Annotated in this window: 15 protein-coding genes and 1 tRNA gene; 14 read left to right on the forward strand and 2 right to left on the reverse strand. The window is 35.5% G+C overall.

What is annotated here, in order from left to right; translation table 11 throughout:
* Window positions 1-11 precede the first annotated feature (11 nt).
* Both I567_RS08410 and I567_RS08415 read right to left on the reverse strand, forming a co-directional pair.
* Complete coding sequence (locus I567_RS08410) at window positions 12-1,157, reverse strand: cobalamin-independent methionine synthase II family protein (RefSeq protein ID WP_016251800.1); 1,146 nt, start codon at window positions 1,155-1,157, stop codon at window positions 12-14.
* Between the two features lie 238 nt (window positions 1,158-1,395).
* Window positions 1,396-1,467, reverse strand: a tRNA-Arg gene (locus I567_RS08415).
* A gap of 50 nt (window positions 1,468-1,517) precedes the next feature.
* Between I567_RS08415 and rpoN the strand changes: the two genes are divergently transcribed.
* The 14 genes from rpoN (at window position 1,518) to I567_RS08485 (ending at window position 15,095) form a co-directional block, all read left to right on the forward strand.
* Window positions 1,518-2,831 (forward strand): RNA polymerase factor sigma-54, encoded by a 1,314-nt coding sequence (rpoN, locus tag I567_RS08420; protein WP_016251801.1) that lies wholly within the window; start codon window positions 1,518-1,520, stop codon window positions 2,829-2,831.
* A gap of 218 nt (window positions 2,832-3,049) precedes the next feature.
* Window positions 3,050-4,087, forward strand: coding sequence for a sugar-binding transcriptional regulator (locus I567_RS08425; protein WP_016251802.1), 1,038 nt, complete (start codon window positions 3,050-3,052; stop codon window positions 4,085-4,087).
* 40 nt (window positions 4,088-4,127) lie between these two features.
* Window positions 4,128-5,129 (forward strand): type I glyceraldehyde-3-phosphate dehydrogenase, encoded by a 1,002-nt coding sequence (gene gap, locus I567_RS08430; RefSeq protein WP_016251803.1) that lies wholly within the window; start codon window positions 4,128-4,130, stop codon window positions 5,127-5,129.
* 90 nt (window positions 5,130-5,219) lie between these two features.
* The gene (locus I567_RS08435) at window positions 5,220-6,410 is read left to right on the forward strand and encodes a phosphoglycerate kinase (protein WP_016251804.1); all 1,191 of its coding nucleotides are present in this window, start codon (window positions 5,220-5,222) and stop codon (window positions 6,408-6,410) included.
* A 68-nt stretch (window positions 6,411-6,478) separates the two neighbouring features.
* Complete coding sequence (tpiA, locus tag I567_RS08440; protein ID WP_016251805.1) at window positions 6,479-7,234, forward strand: triose-phosphate isomerase; 756 nt, start codon at window positions 6,479-6,481, stop codon at window positions 7,232-7,234.
* 117 nt (window positions 7,235-7,351) lie between these two features.
* Entirely contained in the window at window positions 7,352-8,650 is a 1,299-nt protein-coding gene (gene eno, locus I567_RS08445; RefSeq protein ID WP_016251806.1) for a surface-displayed alpha-enolase, read from the forward strand.
* 168 nt (window positions 8,651-8,818) lie between these two features.
* On the forward strand, window positions 8,819-9,055 hold the full coding sequence (secG, locus tag I567_RS08450; protein WP_018345396.1) for a preprotein translocase subunit SecG: 237 nt from the start codon (window positions 8,819-8,821) through the stop codon (window positions 9,053-9,055).
* Window positions 9,056-9,166: 111 nt separating this feature from the next.
* The gene (locus tag I567_RS08455; RefSeq protein WP_016251808.1) at window positions 9,167-9,928 is read left to right on the forward strand and encodes an alpha/beta hydrolase; all 762 of its coding nucleotides are present in this window, start codon (window positions 9,167-9,169) and stop codon (window positions 9,926-9,928) included.
* Window positions 9,929-12,259 carry a ribonuclease R gene (gene rnr, locus I567_RS08460; RefSeq protein WP_016251809.1) on the forward strand — a complete coding sequence of 777 codons (2,331 nt, stop codon included), beginning with the start codon at window positions 9,929-9,931 and terminating at the stop codon, window positions 12,257-12,259.
* A gap of 21 nt (window positions 12,260-12,280) precedes the next feature.
* Entirely contained in the window at window positions 12,281-12,742 is a 462-nt protein-coding gene (smpB, locus tag I567_RS08465; RefSeq protein WP_016251810.1) for an SsrA-binding protein SmpB, read from the forward strand.
* Between the two features lie 276 nt (window positions 12,743-13,018).
* The gene (gene atpB, locus I567_RS08470) at window positions 13,019-13,747 is read left to right on the forward strand and encodes a F0F1 ATP synthase subunit A (RefSeq protein WP_016251811.1); all 729 of its coding nucleotides are present in this window, start codon (window positions 13,019-13,021) and stop codon (window positions 13,745-13,747) included.
* A gap of 32 nt (window positions 13,748-13,779) precedes the next feature.
* Entirely contained in the window at window positions 13,780-13,992 is a 213-nt protein-coding gene (gene atpE, locus I567_RS08475; RefSeq protein WP_016251812.1) for an ATP synthase F0 subunit C, read from the forward strand.
* Window positions 13,993-14,041: 49 nt separating this feature from the next.
* Window positions 14,042-14,569 carry a F0F1 ATP synthase subunit B gene (gene atpF / locus I567_RS08480; RefSeq protein WP_016251813.1) on the forward strand — a complete coding sequence of 176 codons (528 nt, stop codon included), beginning with the start codon at window positions 14,042-14,044 and terminating at the stop codon, window positions 14,567-14,569.
* On the forward strand, window positions 14,556-15,095 hold the full coding sequence (locus I567_RS08485; RefSeq protein WP_016251814.1) for a F0F1 ATP synthase subunit delta: 540 nt from the start codon (window positions 14,556-14,558) through the stop codon (window positions 15,093-15,095). Before atpF ends, I567_RS08485 begins: the two co-directional genes overlap by 14 nt.
* Window positions 15,096-15,113 lie beyond the last annotated feature (18 nt).

Below are 15,113 nucleotides of genomic sequence, written 5' to 3' on the forward strand. Positions count from 1 at the left end.
AAAGTTGCCTATTAGCCAAAATATTTTTCAGCCAATTTTTGACCTTGATCAATTTTAGCCCACTGTTGTTCAATGTTTAATTCATTTCCGCAATCACATGAGGCAAAACCACATTGATGTGATAAGAATAGTTGTTCTTTTGAAAGGATGCTGCTCGCTTTATCCAATAAATCCAGCACGCGTTTTTCATCATCTAAAGTATTGGTTTTACTTGATAGTAAACCTAACACAACTTCAACTTCAGGACGATCTTTCAAAACTTCTAAAGCTTGAATATCGCCAGCCCGTTCGTCATCCCACTCTAAGAAGAAACGGTCATAATGTTGATCACGAAGGAATTTTTTAGCAATAGCTTGATAACTTCCACCTGCAGCATGGCGGCTTTGATAGTTTCCACGGCAATTATGTGTCCAGACTTTCAAACCTAAATCATGAGCAAAATCAATAATTTCATTGTTTATGGCAACAAATTCATCTGCTAAATCTTCTAAACCTTTTTGGCCTTGTTCAAAGAAGCTTTTATCATTATCATCAGCAAATAATTCCCATAAACAATCATCAAATTGAATAATTTTTCCACCAATTGCTTGATATTCAACTAAAAATTCTTTGTAAGCATTCAATAAGCCATCTTTTAATGCTTCTTTTGTTGGATAGACTTGTCCCTCACCGTATAATTTTTTAAAGACTACAAATTCTGTGTAGGCATGAGCAGCACCCCAGACAGTTAATTTCACGTCTGCATCGCCAGCTAATTCTTTTGTTTGTTTGTAGATATCTAAATAATGATGGTTTTTGGCTGAAAGTGGTTGGGTGATACGGATTCCGATATCTTTACGTGTTTCAAAATGGCCACCATCATGATCTTCAAAGAAATAACCTTGCTTTTCGATAAATCTTTCTATTCCTTGAAGGCCCCAAATAAAGTCAAGATGCCACATTGAACGTCCATATTCGCCATCTGTAATGACGGTGATACCATGATTTAACTGGTCTTGAATGACTTGTTTAATAGCATTGGCTTCTGTTTGTTGATAACCCTCGAAATCTTCATAGAATGGATAAGTAATATCTTCTCTTTTTTCGATTGCTTGTTTATAGGTTAATAAGTCTTTTGGTCGTAATAGTGAACCAACTAATTGAAATTTATCTGTCATTTTTCATTCCTCCAAAACTTTAAGTTGAAGTCATTGTATCAGAAAAACCACAATATAGATAATACTGATAAACTTTATAAAATAATAGCTAATAACTATAACTAATAAATCTTACTACGCCATTTTGAGCATTGAAACTTGTTTGACAATTTTGACCTCGTAAGTTAATCTTAAGTTATATAAAGAAAACGATTACGCTAATGAAAAAAAGTACCATGTCATTCAACATAGTACTCTACGCACCTTAAGGGAATCGAACCCCTGTCTCAAGAACCGGAATCTTGCGTGATATCCACTACACTAAAGGTGCTTAACGAATATATTCTACACAATTTTGATTTAGATGACAAGAGGTATTCTATGAAATTTGAACAACAAGTTTCTCAAAAACAAACACAAACACAAAAGTTATTAATGACACAAACTTTGCAACAGTCTCTTCAAGTTTTACATTTTTCTATTGATGAACTCAATCAGTATATTAAATCACAATCAATGGAAAATCCGCTGATTGAAATTAAAGAAGCAAATTATACATCTAATTATGCCAAACCTAAATCTTCAACCGGTCAAGAATTAGATTCATTTTCTCAAGTGGCGGATATTCATGAATCTTTATTTGAACATTTAATCCAGCAAATTCATTTAAATTATCGTGATACTTATTTACGTATATTAGTCTTGTTTTTAGTCGAATATATAGATTTAAATGGCTATTTAAAAATTACTTTAGAAGAAGCACAACAGATTACTAAAGCTGAACCTATTCAAATGCTTGATGCACTGACCTTGATTCAACAACTCGATCCAGCAGGGGTAGGTGCACGTAATTTACAAGAGTGTTTAATGTTACAGACTGAGCGCGATCAAAAGGCACCGTCGTTAGCTTATTATGTATTAGAAGAGTTCTTCGATGAGTTAGTTGGTCGCAAATGGGATGTGATTGCTAAAAAGCTAAACATCGGATTAAATGAAATTCAGTTAATATTTGATTATATCCAGACACTTACACCAACTCCTGGTGCGCAGTATGGTAGTGTGGAGGGGCTCTATGTGATACCTGACATTACTGTTAAAGTTGAGGAAGGAAAGTTAAAAGTGATTCCGAATCGACAAGGAATGCCAGAATTACGTTTTCAACAAAACTATTTTGAACAATTCAAAGATAGCCAAGATATAGAGGTAAAAAAATATTTGCAAAATAAGGTCCAAGAATTTGAATCGTTACGAAAAGCAATTATGCAAAGAGGCGATACTGTATTAGCCGTTGGAAAGTACATTATTGATGCGCAACAGGAATATTTTTTGGATGCAACACGTCCATTAAAGCCACTAACAATGAAAGAAGTTGCCAATGCGCTTGATATTCACGAATCAACAGTTTCACGTGCGGTTAATGGAAAATACATTGAAACCGATAATGGTATTGTCGAAATGCGTGATTTTTTTGTGCAAAGTATAGTAGGAACAGATGGCAAAGAAGTGGCTAATTCGCAAGTAAAAACGCGATTGAAAGAATTGGTTGATCAAGAAAACAAGCGAAAACCTTTATCTGACCAAAAATTATCAGAGATTTTAGCGGATGAAGGAATGGAGATTTCTAGAAGAACGGTTGCGAAGTATCGTGATGAATTAGGTATTTTAGTCTCTTCAAAACGAAAAAGATTTGATTGATTTATATACGAGTGGGACGATATTTACCCCACTCGTTTTGCTTTTATCTTTTTCTGAAAACTATTTTGAAAATATCTATAGAATTATCTTGATTAATTAAAAAAAAGATGATATAATATTTTCTGTGAGAAGGTTAATGAAGCCTGCCACAAATTTTTTTATCCGACACGGGTCATGAATCGTCTTATTAGGACATATTTAGTCCAACGGAGGGAATAATGATAAATGATCTTAAATTGATTGGTTCAGTAGTTCCTGAAGTGATACCAATGCTTCAACAACGCTATAAAGTGTTGCAAGGATTATACTGGTTGCAGCCAATTGGTCGGCGGGCCTTATCAGAGGCGTTATCACTGACAGAGAGAACATTAAGAACCGAGACAGAACAATTAAAACGTCTTGACTTTATCTCTATCTCAAAAACAGGGATGCGGTTAACTGATAAAGGTGAAGATATTTATAATCAATTGGCTAGTTTGATGGATCAAGTTTTAGGAATACAACAAATCGAGTCCAAACTTGCTAAATATCTAGGAATTGCTCGCTGTATCATTGTATCGGGTGATAGTGATAAGCAGAGTCAAGTGATTTCTCGTTTAGGGAAAGTTTTATATCATACCTTAGATGAGCAACTGCCAAATGGTGAAAATATCATAGCGGTAATGGGCGGCACGACAATGGCTCAAGCTGCAGAACAATTTGAAAATCTTGAAACAGAACATCGGCACAATTTATTTGTTCCCGCAAGAGGTGGGATTGGTGAATTGATGAATGTTCAAGCGAATACCATTAGTGCTGTGATGGCGATGAAAACTAATGGAGCTTATCGAGCGATTTATGTTCCTGAACAACTCAGTGTGAATACATATGAAAGTTTATTACAGGAACCTTCAATTGCTGAAGTGTTAAGTTTGATACAAGGTGCAAATTGTGTCATTCATAGTATCGGACGCGCGCTTCCGATGGCGGTTCGCAGAAAAATGACAGAAGATGAAATTTTGATGTTAAAACAAAATGGTGCTATTGCAGAATCTTTTGGGTATTTTTTCAATCAGGACGGACAAATTGTTTACAAAACACCTAGAATTGGGTTAAAATTAAGTCAGTTGCAAAATGTTCCGTACATGTTTGCAATTGCCGGTGGTAAAAGTAAAGCAAAAGCAATTGCTGCGTATATGAAAAATGCGCCTAAGCAAACTTGCTTGATTACTGATGAAGCCGTCGCAAGTGAGATTTTAAAAGGGGTAACCCTTTAAAATAAAAATTTTTTTGATTTTCATAAGGAGGAAATCTTAAATGACAGTTAAAGTAGGTATTAATGGATTCGGACGTATCGGACGTTTAGCTTTCCGTCGTATCCAAGATGTAGAAGGAATCGAAGTAGTTGCTATCAACGACTTAACAGATGCTAAAATGTTAGCACACTTGTTAAAATATGATACAACTCAAGGACGTTTCAACGGTACTGTTGAAGTTCACGATGGTTCATTCAACGTAAACGGTAAAGAAGTTAAAGTTTTAGCTAACCGTAACCCTGAAGAATTACCATGGGGTGAACTAGGTGTTGATATCGTCTTAGAATGTACTGGATTCTTCACTTCAAAAGAAAAAGCTGAATTACACTTAAAAGCTGGTGCAAAACGTGTAGTTATCTCAGCTCCTGGTGGTAACGATGTACCAACAATCGTTTACAACGTTAACCATGAAACATTAACTGGTAAAGAAACAGTTATTTCAGGTGCTTCATGTACTACAAACTGTTTAGCTCCTATGGCTAAAGCATTAAACGACAAATTTGGTGTTGTAGAAGGATTAATGACTACAATCCACGCCTACACAGGTGACCAAATGACTCTAGATGGACCACACCCTAAAGGTGACTTCCGTCGTGCTCGTGCAGCTGCTGCTAACATCGTTCCTAACTCAACTGGTGCTGCTAAAGCTATCGGTTTAGTAATTCCTGAATTAAACGGTAAATTAGATGGTGCTGCTCAACGTGTTCCTGTTCCAACTGGATCATTAACTGAATTAGTATCAGTATTATCAACTAAAGTAACTGTTGATGAAGTTAACGCTGCTATGAAAGAAGCTTCAACTGAATCATTTGGTTACACTGAAGAACAATTAGTATCATCTGATATCGTAGGTATTACTTATGGTTCATTATTTGATGCTACTCAAACTAAAGTAATGACTGTTGGTGACCAACAATTAGTTAAGACTGTTTCTTGGTACGATAACGAAATGTCGTACACTGCTCAATTAGTACGTACTTTAGAATACTTCGCTAAATTATAAGATTTATTTCTAAATCTAGATGCAGTTTTAAAGCGGGGAAGCGACGCGCTTCTTCGCTTTTTTTATTAAGAATAATTAGGAGGCTATCTCATGGCTAAAAAAACAGTTCGTGATATCGATTTAAAAGGTAAAAAAGTTTTAGTTCGTGTTGACTTTAATGTTCCTTTAAAAGATGGTGTAATCACTGATGATACTCGTATCAAAGCAGCATTACCTACTATTAAATATGTTTTAGAAAATGGCGGTAAGGCTATTTTATTCTCACATTTAGGTCGTGTGAAAACAGAAGAAGATAAAGCTGGTAAATCATTAGCACCAGTTGCAAAACGTTTAGGCGAATTATTAGGTCAAGATGTTACATTCGTGCCAGAAACTCGTGGTGCTGAATTAGAAGCTGCGATTAACAATCTAAAAGAAGGCGAAGTTGTTGTCTTTGAAAACACTCGTTTTGAAGATGTTGACGGCAAAAAAGAAAGCAAAAATGATCCAGAATTAGGTAAATATTGGGCTTCTTTAGGTGACGTATTTGTCAATGATGCATTTGGTACAGCACACCGTGCACATGCATCTAACGTAGGTGTTGCTTCAACTGGTATTCCTACAGTTGCTGGTTTCTTAATGGAAAAAGAAATTAAATTTATCGGTGAAGCGGTTGAAGAACCAAAACGACCAATGGTTGCAATCCTTGGTGGTGCAAAAGTTTCTGATAAAATTGGTGTTATCGAAAACTTAATTCCTAAAGCTGATAAAATTTTAATCGGTGGGGGAATGACTTACACATTCTATAAAGCAAAAGGAATGGAAATTGGTAATTCATTAGTGGAAGCTGATAAAGTAGAATTAGCAAAATCATTAATTGAAAAAGCTGGTGATAAATTAGTGTTACCAATCGATTCTGTTACTGCTGCAGAATTTTCAAATGATGTACCTACAGAAGTTCATGAAGGTAACGTTCCTGATGGACAAATGGGTCTTGATATCGGTCCTGCAACAATTGCATTATTCGCTGAAACATTAGCTGGTGCGAAAACTGTTGTTTGGAACGGACCTATGGGTGTATTTGAAATGTCAAACTTTGCTAGAGGAACAATCGGTGTATGTGAAGCTATTGCAAATCTTGCTGATGCTACAACAATTATCGGCGGCGGTGACTCTGCAGCTGCAGCTGAACAATTAGGATTCGCTGATAAATTCACTCATATCTCAACAGGTGGTGGTGCAAGTTTAGAATTATTAGAAGGTAAAGTTTTACCTGGACTTGCAGCAATCAACGACAAATAATAAAAACAATTGAGGAAAGTTAGTTATACTAGCTTTCCTTGCTATAAAATTTTAAGGGAGTGTCATTCATGCGTAAACCAATTATCGCAGGAAACTGGAAAATGAACAAAACTGCTTCAGAAGCTAAAGCTTTTGCACAAGCAGTAAAAAATAGCTTACCAAGCAATGAAAAAGTTGATTCAGTGATTGGATCACCTGCTTTATTCTTAGAAACATTAGTATCTGAAGCAAAAGGTACTGAACTGCAAATTGCTGCCCAAAACTGCTACTGGGAAAACGCTGGTGCTTTTACTGGTGAAACTTCTCCAGCAGCTTTAGCAGATTTAGGTGTACAATACGTTATCATTGGTCACTCAGAACGTCGCGATTACTTCCACGAAACTGATGAAGAAATCAATAAAAAAGCAAAAGCTATTTTTGCAAATGGTATGACGCCAATTTTATGCTGTGGTGAAAGTTTAGAAACATACGAAGCTGGTCAAACTGCTGCATGGATTGAAGGTCAAATTACTAAAGGTTTGGCTGATCTTTCTGCTGAACAAGTTAGCAGCATGGTTATTGCTTACGAACCAATTTGGGCTATTGGTACTGGTAAATCAGCTGATGCAAATATTGCTGATGAAATCTGTGGTGTTGTACGTAGCACTGTTGAAAAATTATACGGTAGCGAAGTTGCTCAAAAAGTACGTATTCAATATGGTGGTTCTGTTAAACCAGAAAATATTGCTGAATACATGGCAAAAGAAAACGTTGATGGTGCATTAGTTGGTGGTGCAAGCTTACAACCAGAATCATTCTTAAAATTATTAGAAGCTGTGAAATAATTCGATAATAAATACGTTTTCATTGAAATTATTATTGCAGTTTTCAATAAAATTATCTAAAATAAAGGTAACTAAGGGAATTCCCTTAAGATAAAAACTCAAAGGAGAGACACAAACATGTCAATTATTACTGATGTTTACGCTCGCGAAGTCTTAGACTCACGTGGTAACCCAACAATCGAAGTAGAAGTTTATACTGAATCAGGTGCATTCGGTCGCGGTATGGTTCCTTCAGGAGCTTCAACTGGTGAACACGAAGCTGTTGAATTACGTGATGGAGATAAAGGACGTTACGGTGGTAAAGGTGTTCTTAAAGCTGTTGACAACGTAAACAACATTATTGCTGAAGCTATTATTGGTTACGATGTAACTGACCAAATGGCTATCGATAAAGCAATGATCGAATTAGATGGAACTCCAACTAAGAGCAAATTAGGAGCGAACGCTATTTTAGGTGTATCTATTGCTGTTGCTCGTGCTGCTGCAGATTACTTAGATGTTCCTTTATATCACTACTTAGGTGGATTCAATACTAAAGTATTACCTACTCCAATGATGAACATCATCAATGGTGGCTCTCACTCAGATGCGCCAATCGCTTTCCAAGAATTCATGATTGTACCTGCTGGTGCACCTACATTCAAAGAAGCATTACGTTGGGGTGCTGAAGTATTCCATGCTTTGAAGAAAATTTTAGCAGATCGTGGTTTAGAAACTTCTGTTGGTGACGAAGGTGGTTTCGCTCCTCGTTTTGAAGGTACTGAAGATGCTGTTGAAACTATTCTTTCAGCAATTAAAGCTGCAGGTTTAGAACCAGGTAAAGATGTGTTCTTAGGCTTTGACTGTGCTTCATCAGAATTCTATTCAGATGGAATCTATGACTACACTAAATTTGAAGGCGAAGGTGCTGCTAAACGTACTGCTGCTGAACAAATTGACTACTTAGAAGAATTAGTTAACAAATACCCAATCATCACTATTGAAGATGGTATGGATGAAAACGACTGGGATGGATGGAAAGAATTAACTAAACGTCTTGGTGATAAAGTGCAATTAGTTGGTGATGACTTCTTCGTAACTAACACTTCTTACTTAGAACGTGGTATTAAAGAAGGCGCAGCTAACTCAATCTTAATCAAAGTTAACCAAATCGGTACTTTAACTGAAACATTTGAAGCTATCGAAACGGCTAAAGAAGCTGGTTACACTGCAGTTGTATCACACCGTTCAGGTGAAACTGAAGATTCAACAATCTCTGACATTGCAGTTGCTACAAATGCTGGTCAAATTAAGACTGGTTCATTATCACGTACTGACCGTATTGCTAAGTACAACCAATTATTACGTATTGAAGATCAACTAGGCGAAGTTGCTCAATACAAAGGATTAAAATCATTCTATAACTTGAAAAAATAATTATTAGATGATTGATTGGCTTTCCTGTCATTTGATGGGAGAGCCTTTTTTATGTGAAATTCAAGAGCTATCCTGTAAGTTTCGTGTGGGAAGTACTAGCTTTTCGCAATAATTTATGTTAAATTAAAGAAGTTAGATAGAGTTTATATGAATGAAGGAGGCCTTTTTGTGTATAACGTAATCCTTGGTATTGTCATTGTCTTATCAGTTGTATTAATTTTCACCATTATGATGCAACCAAGTAAACAAAATAGTGCAGCAAGTGCTTTTTCTGGTGGCGCTGATCAGTTGTTTGGTAAGCAAAAAGCTCGTGGTTTTGAAGCTGTCATGCAACGTGCCACCGCAGTTTTAGGTGCTATTTGGATGATTTTACTTTTCGTATTATCATTTCTTTCATCAAAATAAGAAAAAACAGACAGAGGTTATTCGTTGACCTCTTTTTTTTTTTGACTAAAAATAGGCTTAAATACTATATATTGAGAAAAGTATGGTAGAATAATGATTGAGGTGAAAAATATGAGTAGAACATTTAATTTGCCTAAGCCATTATTTGAGAAGCATAGTAAAAAAGGTGTTTTATTATTACATGCATATTCTGGTAGTTCCAACGACGTACGTTATATAGCAAGACATTTGGAAAAATATGATTATTCAGTATATTTACCTATTTTTTCTGGTCATGGTACGTTGGAGCCTTTTGATATATTAATGTCTAATCCAAAAAATTGGCAAAGAGAAGTGACAGAAGCGGTAAATCTGATGAAAGCAGATGGAATTGAACAAATCGCTGTCTTTGGCTTATCAATGGGAGGTATTTTTGCCCTAGATTTACTAACAGAGAATTTACCCGAAGTGATTGGGGGAGGTGCGTTTTGTTCGCCTGTTGTCATGGGCGAAAATCAGGTAGCCCAAAACTTTTTAATTTATGCTAAAAATGTCTGGCAAATGCAAGATTTTTCGAAACAAGAAATTGAAGAGAAAATTGAACGCATGAAAGTGGACCAACCTTTGCAATTAGCTGAAATTGAACAGTTTGCTGTGGCTACGGCTGAACAGTTATCCAAGGTACAGGTTCCTGTTTTTCTGGCACAAGGCGGGAAAGATGAAATGATTTTACCTGAAAGTGTCTTTCAAACAGCCCAAAAATTAACACAGACGCATATAACACTGCAATGGTATGAAAAGAGTGGGCATGTCGTTACAGTAGATTGTCAAAAAAATGAATTAATTAATGATCTGTTAGCTTTTTTGGCTAAGTTATCATGGAATGAGGTATAGATGCGAGAAACATTACAAACAAAAATTATTCAAACCCTAGAGAACACAACTAAAAAAAGCCTGTCTTTGGATGAGTTAGCCCAAAAATTATCGTTAAATAAGAGTGCCGATTTCAAGCTATTGGTACAAGCGATTGCGCAACTAGAACGTGATAAAAAAGTTGCTTTTAACCGCAAAGGCAAAATCTACCTTCCTAAAGCAGCAGTCTATGTTGAAGGGGTCTTTCGTGCTAATGAGCGTGGATTTGGCTTTGTAACGATTACGGATGATGAAGCCGATGTTTATATTGCTCCTGAAGATACTGCCTATGCCATGGATGGGGATGTCGTGGCAATTGATATTCTTCGTCCGGCAAATCCGTTTTTAGAAAAGACAGCTGAAGGCAAGATTGTTGAGATTAAACAACGCGCAATTACTAAAGTAGTAGGAGAATTTGTTTCATTTCCACCTGAAGAAATTGCTAGTTCTGGATTATTAGGACAGGTCATTGCAAAAGATAAAAAACTAGCGAACTTCACTTTTTTAGTAGCGCCAACTGGGTTACATCCTGTTGAAGGGCAAATTGTATTATTTGATGTGACGCATTATCCCGAAAAAGGCTATGCTAAGAGTTTAGAAGGCAACATTGTTCAGACTTTAGGACATAAAAATGACCCTGGTATGGATATTCTTTCAATTGTTATTGCTAATGGGATACCAACTGATTTTCCGGATGAAGTAAAACAGCAGCTCAATGACATTCCAGATGAGATTAATCCTGATGAGTTTTCGTACCGTAGAGATTTGCGTAATGAAATCTTAGTCACAATTGATGGTGAAGATGCTAAAGACTTAGATGATGCTGTTTCGCTTAAAAAATTGGCAAATGGAAATTATCAATTAGGGGTACATATTGCAGATGTATCCTACTATGTCACAGAAAATTCACCATTAGATCAAGAAGCTTTTGATCGTGGTACGAGTGTTTACTTAACAGACCGGGTAATTCCGATGCTCCCACATAAGCTGTCTAATGGTATTTGCTCCTTAAATCCTAAAGTTCCACGTTTAGCGATGAGTTGTGTAATGGAAATCAATCATCAAGGACAAGTGGTAGATTATGAAATTTTTGAAAGTTTAATCCAAACAAAAGAGAGAATGACTTATACCGCAGTCAATCAGATTTTAACCAGAGAAAATGAAGAAGTATTATCTAGATACGCTGAATTAGTTCCAACATTTGATTTGATGGCAGAGTTACATCATATCTTAGAAAATATGCGCCTGAATCGTGGGGCAGTGAATTTTGAAGATCATGAAGCGCGAGTAATTGTTGATGAAGAAGGAACCCCATTAAAAATTGAATTACGTACTCGTGGTGTGGCAGAACGCTTAATCGAGTCGTTCATGTTAATTGCTAATGAAACCGTAGCTACGCATTTTCATCGATTATTGTTACCATTTATCTATCGTATTCATGAAGAGCCTAATGAGGATAAAATGAGTCGCTTTTTTGAAACAGTGGCTGCGCTAGGTATCGTACCAAAAGTGACAAATGGCAATATGATGTCAAAAGATATTCAACAGTTAATGGATGAAGTGGCTGATTTACCTGAAGCTTTTGTCATAAATATGCTATTATTAAGGAGTATGCAGCAAGCAAAATATGCTGCGGAAAATGTTGGTCACTATGGGTTGGCGGCTCCTTATTATACACATTTTACATCGCCAATTAGACGCTATCCTGACTTAATTGTTCATCGTTTAATTCGTAGTTATCAAAAAGACAGTGGTGCCAAAAATCAAGCATATTGGCAAGCGCGTTTGCCTGAAATTGCCAATCACTCTTCACAAATGGAAAGAAGAGCAGTTGAAGCAGAACGACAAGTAGATGCGATGAAAAAAGCGGAATACATGCAACAATTTTTAGAAGAAGAATTTGAAGGGATTATCAGTTCGGTTGTTAAATTTGGTTTCTTTGTTGAATTACCAAATACTGTAGAGGGATTAGTGCATATTCAATCTTTAGAAGATGATTATTATCATTTTATTGAAAATCATTTGGCTCTAGTTGGTGAACGAACAAGAAGAGTATTAAAAGTTGGTCAAAAAGTGAAAGTAAAAGTTTTGGAAGCTAATCCAGATACAAGAGAAATTGATTTTCAGTTGGTAGAAGTATTGGAAGAAGCACAGGTACCAAAATCACTTCATCAAGTGAAAACAAAAAATTCATCAAAACAGCAAAAAACAAAGAAAAATGACCGAGCGAAAGGAAAGAAAAAAGGAAAAAATAAGAAACAAAAACCTTTTTATAAAGAAGTGGTTAAAAAGAAAAAGAAGAAAAAACATTAAATAGAATAGAGGAATATGACTATGCCTAAAGGGGAAGGAAAATTAATTGCGCAAAATAAAAAGGCGCGTCATGACTATCATATTTTAGAAACTTTCGAAGCAGGAATGGTCTTACAAGGAACAGAAATCAAATCCATCCGCAATAGCCGTATCAATTTAAAAGACGGTTTTGTCAGAGTGCGTAATGGTGAAGTATTTTTAGTGAATGTTCATATTAGTCCATATGAACAAGGAAACATCTTTAATCATGATCCTTTGCGTACGCGTAAACTTTTACTTCATAAACGTCAAATTAGACAATTAGAAGCTGAAAGTAAAAATGCGGGGATTACTATTGTTCCTTTAAAAGTCTATATCAAAGACGGTTATGCGAAGGTGCTCATTGGTTTAGCCAAAGGGAAAAAAGAGTATGATAAACGTGAAAGTATTAAGCAAAAAGATCAGGAACGACAAATTAGAAGAATTGTCAAAAACATTCGTTAATCTTTTTTTGTATGAATTTTTATCTTATTTTGTTTTTATTACGTTTACAATATTGGTTATTCAATATTTGTAATATAAGGTTTGTTCATCATTTCATTTAATAGAAAAAAATGATAGAAATTCATTTTTTCGATTTAAATATTCAATGAATAAACCGATAACTTTTTATGAAAATACTTTGAAATTTCTTTTTAGTGGTGGTACGATACAAATTGTCATTACTATTGCGTGAAAAGATTTGCAAGAGTATTTACATTTTAGAAGTGAGGTGAGCTTATGGAAGAACAATCGCTTCTGTTTCATATTGGACCAATTTGGTTCGACGGTACGGTGGCAATTATGTCGGCTTTAGTGTGTGCAATTATCTTTTTAATCGTGTTTATCTGCACAAGAAATCCGCAATTAAAACCAACTGGGAAACAGAACTTTATTGAGTGGGTCATTGATTTTGTTCGCGGCATTCTCAGTGATCAGCTTCCCGCAAAAGAAGTTGGCAATTTCCATCTTCTAGGATTTACGCTTTTCCTATTTGTTTTCTTTGCTAATGAAATTGGTTTGATGACGAAACTAGTCTTTCCAATGAATGGCAATGAAGTAACATTTTGGAAAAGTCCAACAGCAAATCCTATTATCACAATGAGTTTAGCATTGATGTCCATATTATTAACTCATTATTTTGGTGTAATGCGTTTTGGTTTTAAAGGATATTTCAAAAATTCTTATTTAGAACCAGTTTTCTTCTTAATGCCAATTAAATTTATTGAAGAATTTACAAATGTAATTACGCTAGGGTTACGTTTATATGGTAATATCTATGCCGGTGAAGTATTGCTTACGTTGATTGCTTCACTTTTCAAAGCATTCGGTTGGATTACTTTGCCATTGGTAGTTCCAATTGAAATGACATGGATTGGATTTTCATTATTTATCGGTGCCATCCAAGCCTATGTATTTGTCACTCTAACAATGGTATTCTTAAATCACAAAATTGCCGCCGAACATTAATTTAACGGCGCATAAATTAGGAGGAAAAAATTATGAATTTTATCGCAGCAGGTTTAGCAGTTATCGGAGCAGCTTTAGGGGCAGGTTTAGGTAACGGACAAGTAATTTCAAAAACAGTAGAATCTATGGCTCGCCAACCAGAAATGGCAGGACAATTACGTTCAACAATGTTTATCGGGGTTGCCTTAATCGAAGCTGTGCCAATCTTAGGTATCGTTATTGCTTTCTTATTAGTAAATAAATAAGACTTCTTTGATCTAAGCAAGATAAAATTAGAGAAAAGGAGAATCAATTATGTTCAATCCAATTATTTTAGCGGCTGAACATCCAAGTTCTACATTTGGGGATATGTTAATCGTTACATTATCATTCCTTATCTTGTTAATCTTATTAAAAGTATTTGCTTGGGATTCTGTTGCTGATATGATGAACAAGCGGGCGAAAAAGATTTCTGATGACTTGGATAATGCGGAGAAATCAAGAGTCAATGCTCAAGCGTTAGAACAAAAACGTCAAGAGCAATTGATGAATTCACGCTCTGAAGCGGCAGATATTATCAAAAATGCCAAAGACAGTGGAGAACAAAGCCGTCAAAACATTCTTCGTGAAACACAATTAGAAGTTTCTCGCTTAAAAGAAAAAGCTCAAGCGGATATTTCTCAAGAACGTGAACATACGATGAATGCAATTAAAGATGATGTAGCATTATTAAGTATTCAAATTGCTGAAAAAATCTTAAATAAAGAAATCTCTACTGAAACACATGAAGCCTTAATCAATCAATACATTGAAGGATTGAGTGCAAATCATGAAACTAAGTAAGTATGAAGTTGGCAAACGCTATGGTAAAGCTATTTTTGAATTGGCGGTCGAAAATGATTGCTTAGCGCAGACCCATCAAGAATTATTAGAATTAAAAAGCATCTTTGAAAAAATGCCTGAAATTGGTCTTTTGTTAACCGATGTGCGTTTGGATACAACAAAAAAACAAGCTATTGTTGATGTTTTAACCAAAGATTGCTCCAATTTAGTAAAAGAATCCGCACAAGTGATTTTTGAAAATTCAAGATTTGTTGAATTTCCATACATTGTTGATTCCTTTACGAAATTATACAACGAAGAGTTTGCAATTCTTGAAGGTACTGTGATTACTGCTGTTCCTTTAAGTGCACAACAAAAGGCAAAATTAGAAGAAAAAATACTCGCAAAATTTGGCTTGAAATCGGCTGAACTTAAAGAAATAGTCGATCCATCAATTATTGGTGGAGTAATTGTGGAGGCAAATCATCAAGTCATCGATGGTAGCTTGAAGACACAATTAGAAAATATTAAAGCAAAATTACTATAAGAGTAGTTAAAGAGGTGA

It is taken from the genome of Enterococcus cecorum DSM 20682 = ATCC 43198 (assembly GCF_000407565.1).
GTDB classification, from domain to species: Bacteria; Bacillota; Bacilli; order Lactobacillales; family Enterococcaceae; genus Enterococcus_E; species Enterococcus_E cecorum.

What these genes read in the sequence shown, in the direction of transcription:
- rnr (WP_016251809.1), top strand. Translation starts at nt 9,929, where the DNA reads ATGCGAGAAACATTACAAACAAAAATTATTCAAACCCTAGAGAACACA.
- I567_RS08485 (WP_016251814.1), top strand. Translation starts at nt 14,556, where the DNA reads ATGAAACTAAGTAAGTATGAAGTTGGCAAACGCTATGGTAAAGCTATT.
- gap (WP_016251803.1), top strand. Translation starts at nt 4,128, where the DNA reads ATGACAGTTAAAGTAGGTATTAATGGATTCGGACGTATCGGACGTTTA.
- smpB (WP_016251810.1), top strand. Translation starts at nt 12,281, where the DNA reads ATGCCTAAAGGGGAAGGAAAATTAATTGCGCAAAATAAAAAGGCGCGT.
- I567_RS08455 (WP_016251808.1), top strand. Translation starts at nt 9,167, where the DNA reads ATGAGTAGAACATTTAATTTGCCTAAGCCATTATTTGAGAAGCATAGT.
- eno (WP_016251806.1), top strand. Translation starts at nt 7,352, where the DNA reads ATGTCAATTATTACTGATGTTTACGCTCGCGAAGTCTTAGACTCACGT.
- rpoN (WP_016251801.1), top strand. Translation starts at nt 1,518, where the DNA reads ATGAAATTTGAACAACAAGTTTCTCAAAAACAAACACAAACACAAAAG.
- atpE (WP_016251812.1), top strand. Translation starts at nt 13,780, where the DNA reads ATGAATTTTATCGCAGCAGGTTTAGCAGTTATCGGAGCAGCTTTAGGG.
- atpF (WP_016251813.1), top strand. Translation starts at nt 14,042, where the DNA reads ATGTTCAATCCAATTATTTTAGCGGCTGAACATCCAAGTTCTACATTT.
- I567_RS08410 (WP_016251800.1), bottom strand. Translation starts at nt 1,157, where the DNA reads ATGACAGATAAATTTCAATTAGTTGGTTCACTATTACGACCAAAAGAC.
- I567_RS08425 (WP_016251802.1), top strand. Translation starts at nt 3,050, where the DNA reads ATGATAAATGATCTTAAATTGATTGGTTCAGTAGTTCCTGAAGTGATA.
- atpB (WP_016251811.1), top strand. Translation starts at nt 13,019, where the DNA reads ATGGAAGAACAATCGCTTCTGTTTCATATTGGACCAATTTGGTTCGAC.
- I567_RS08435 (WP_016251804.1), top strand. Translation starts at nt 5,220, where the DNA reads ATGGCTAAAAAAACAGTTCGTGATATCGATTTAAAAGGTAAAAAAGTT.
- tpiA (WP_016251805.1), top strand. Translation starts at nt 6,479, where the DNA reads ATGCGTAAACCAATTATCGCAGGAAACTGGAAAATGAACAAAACTGCT.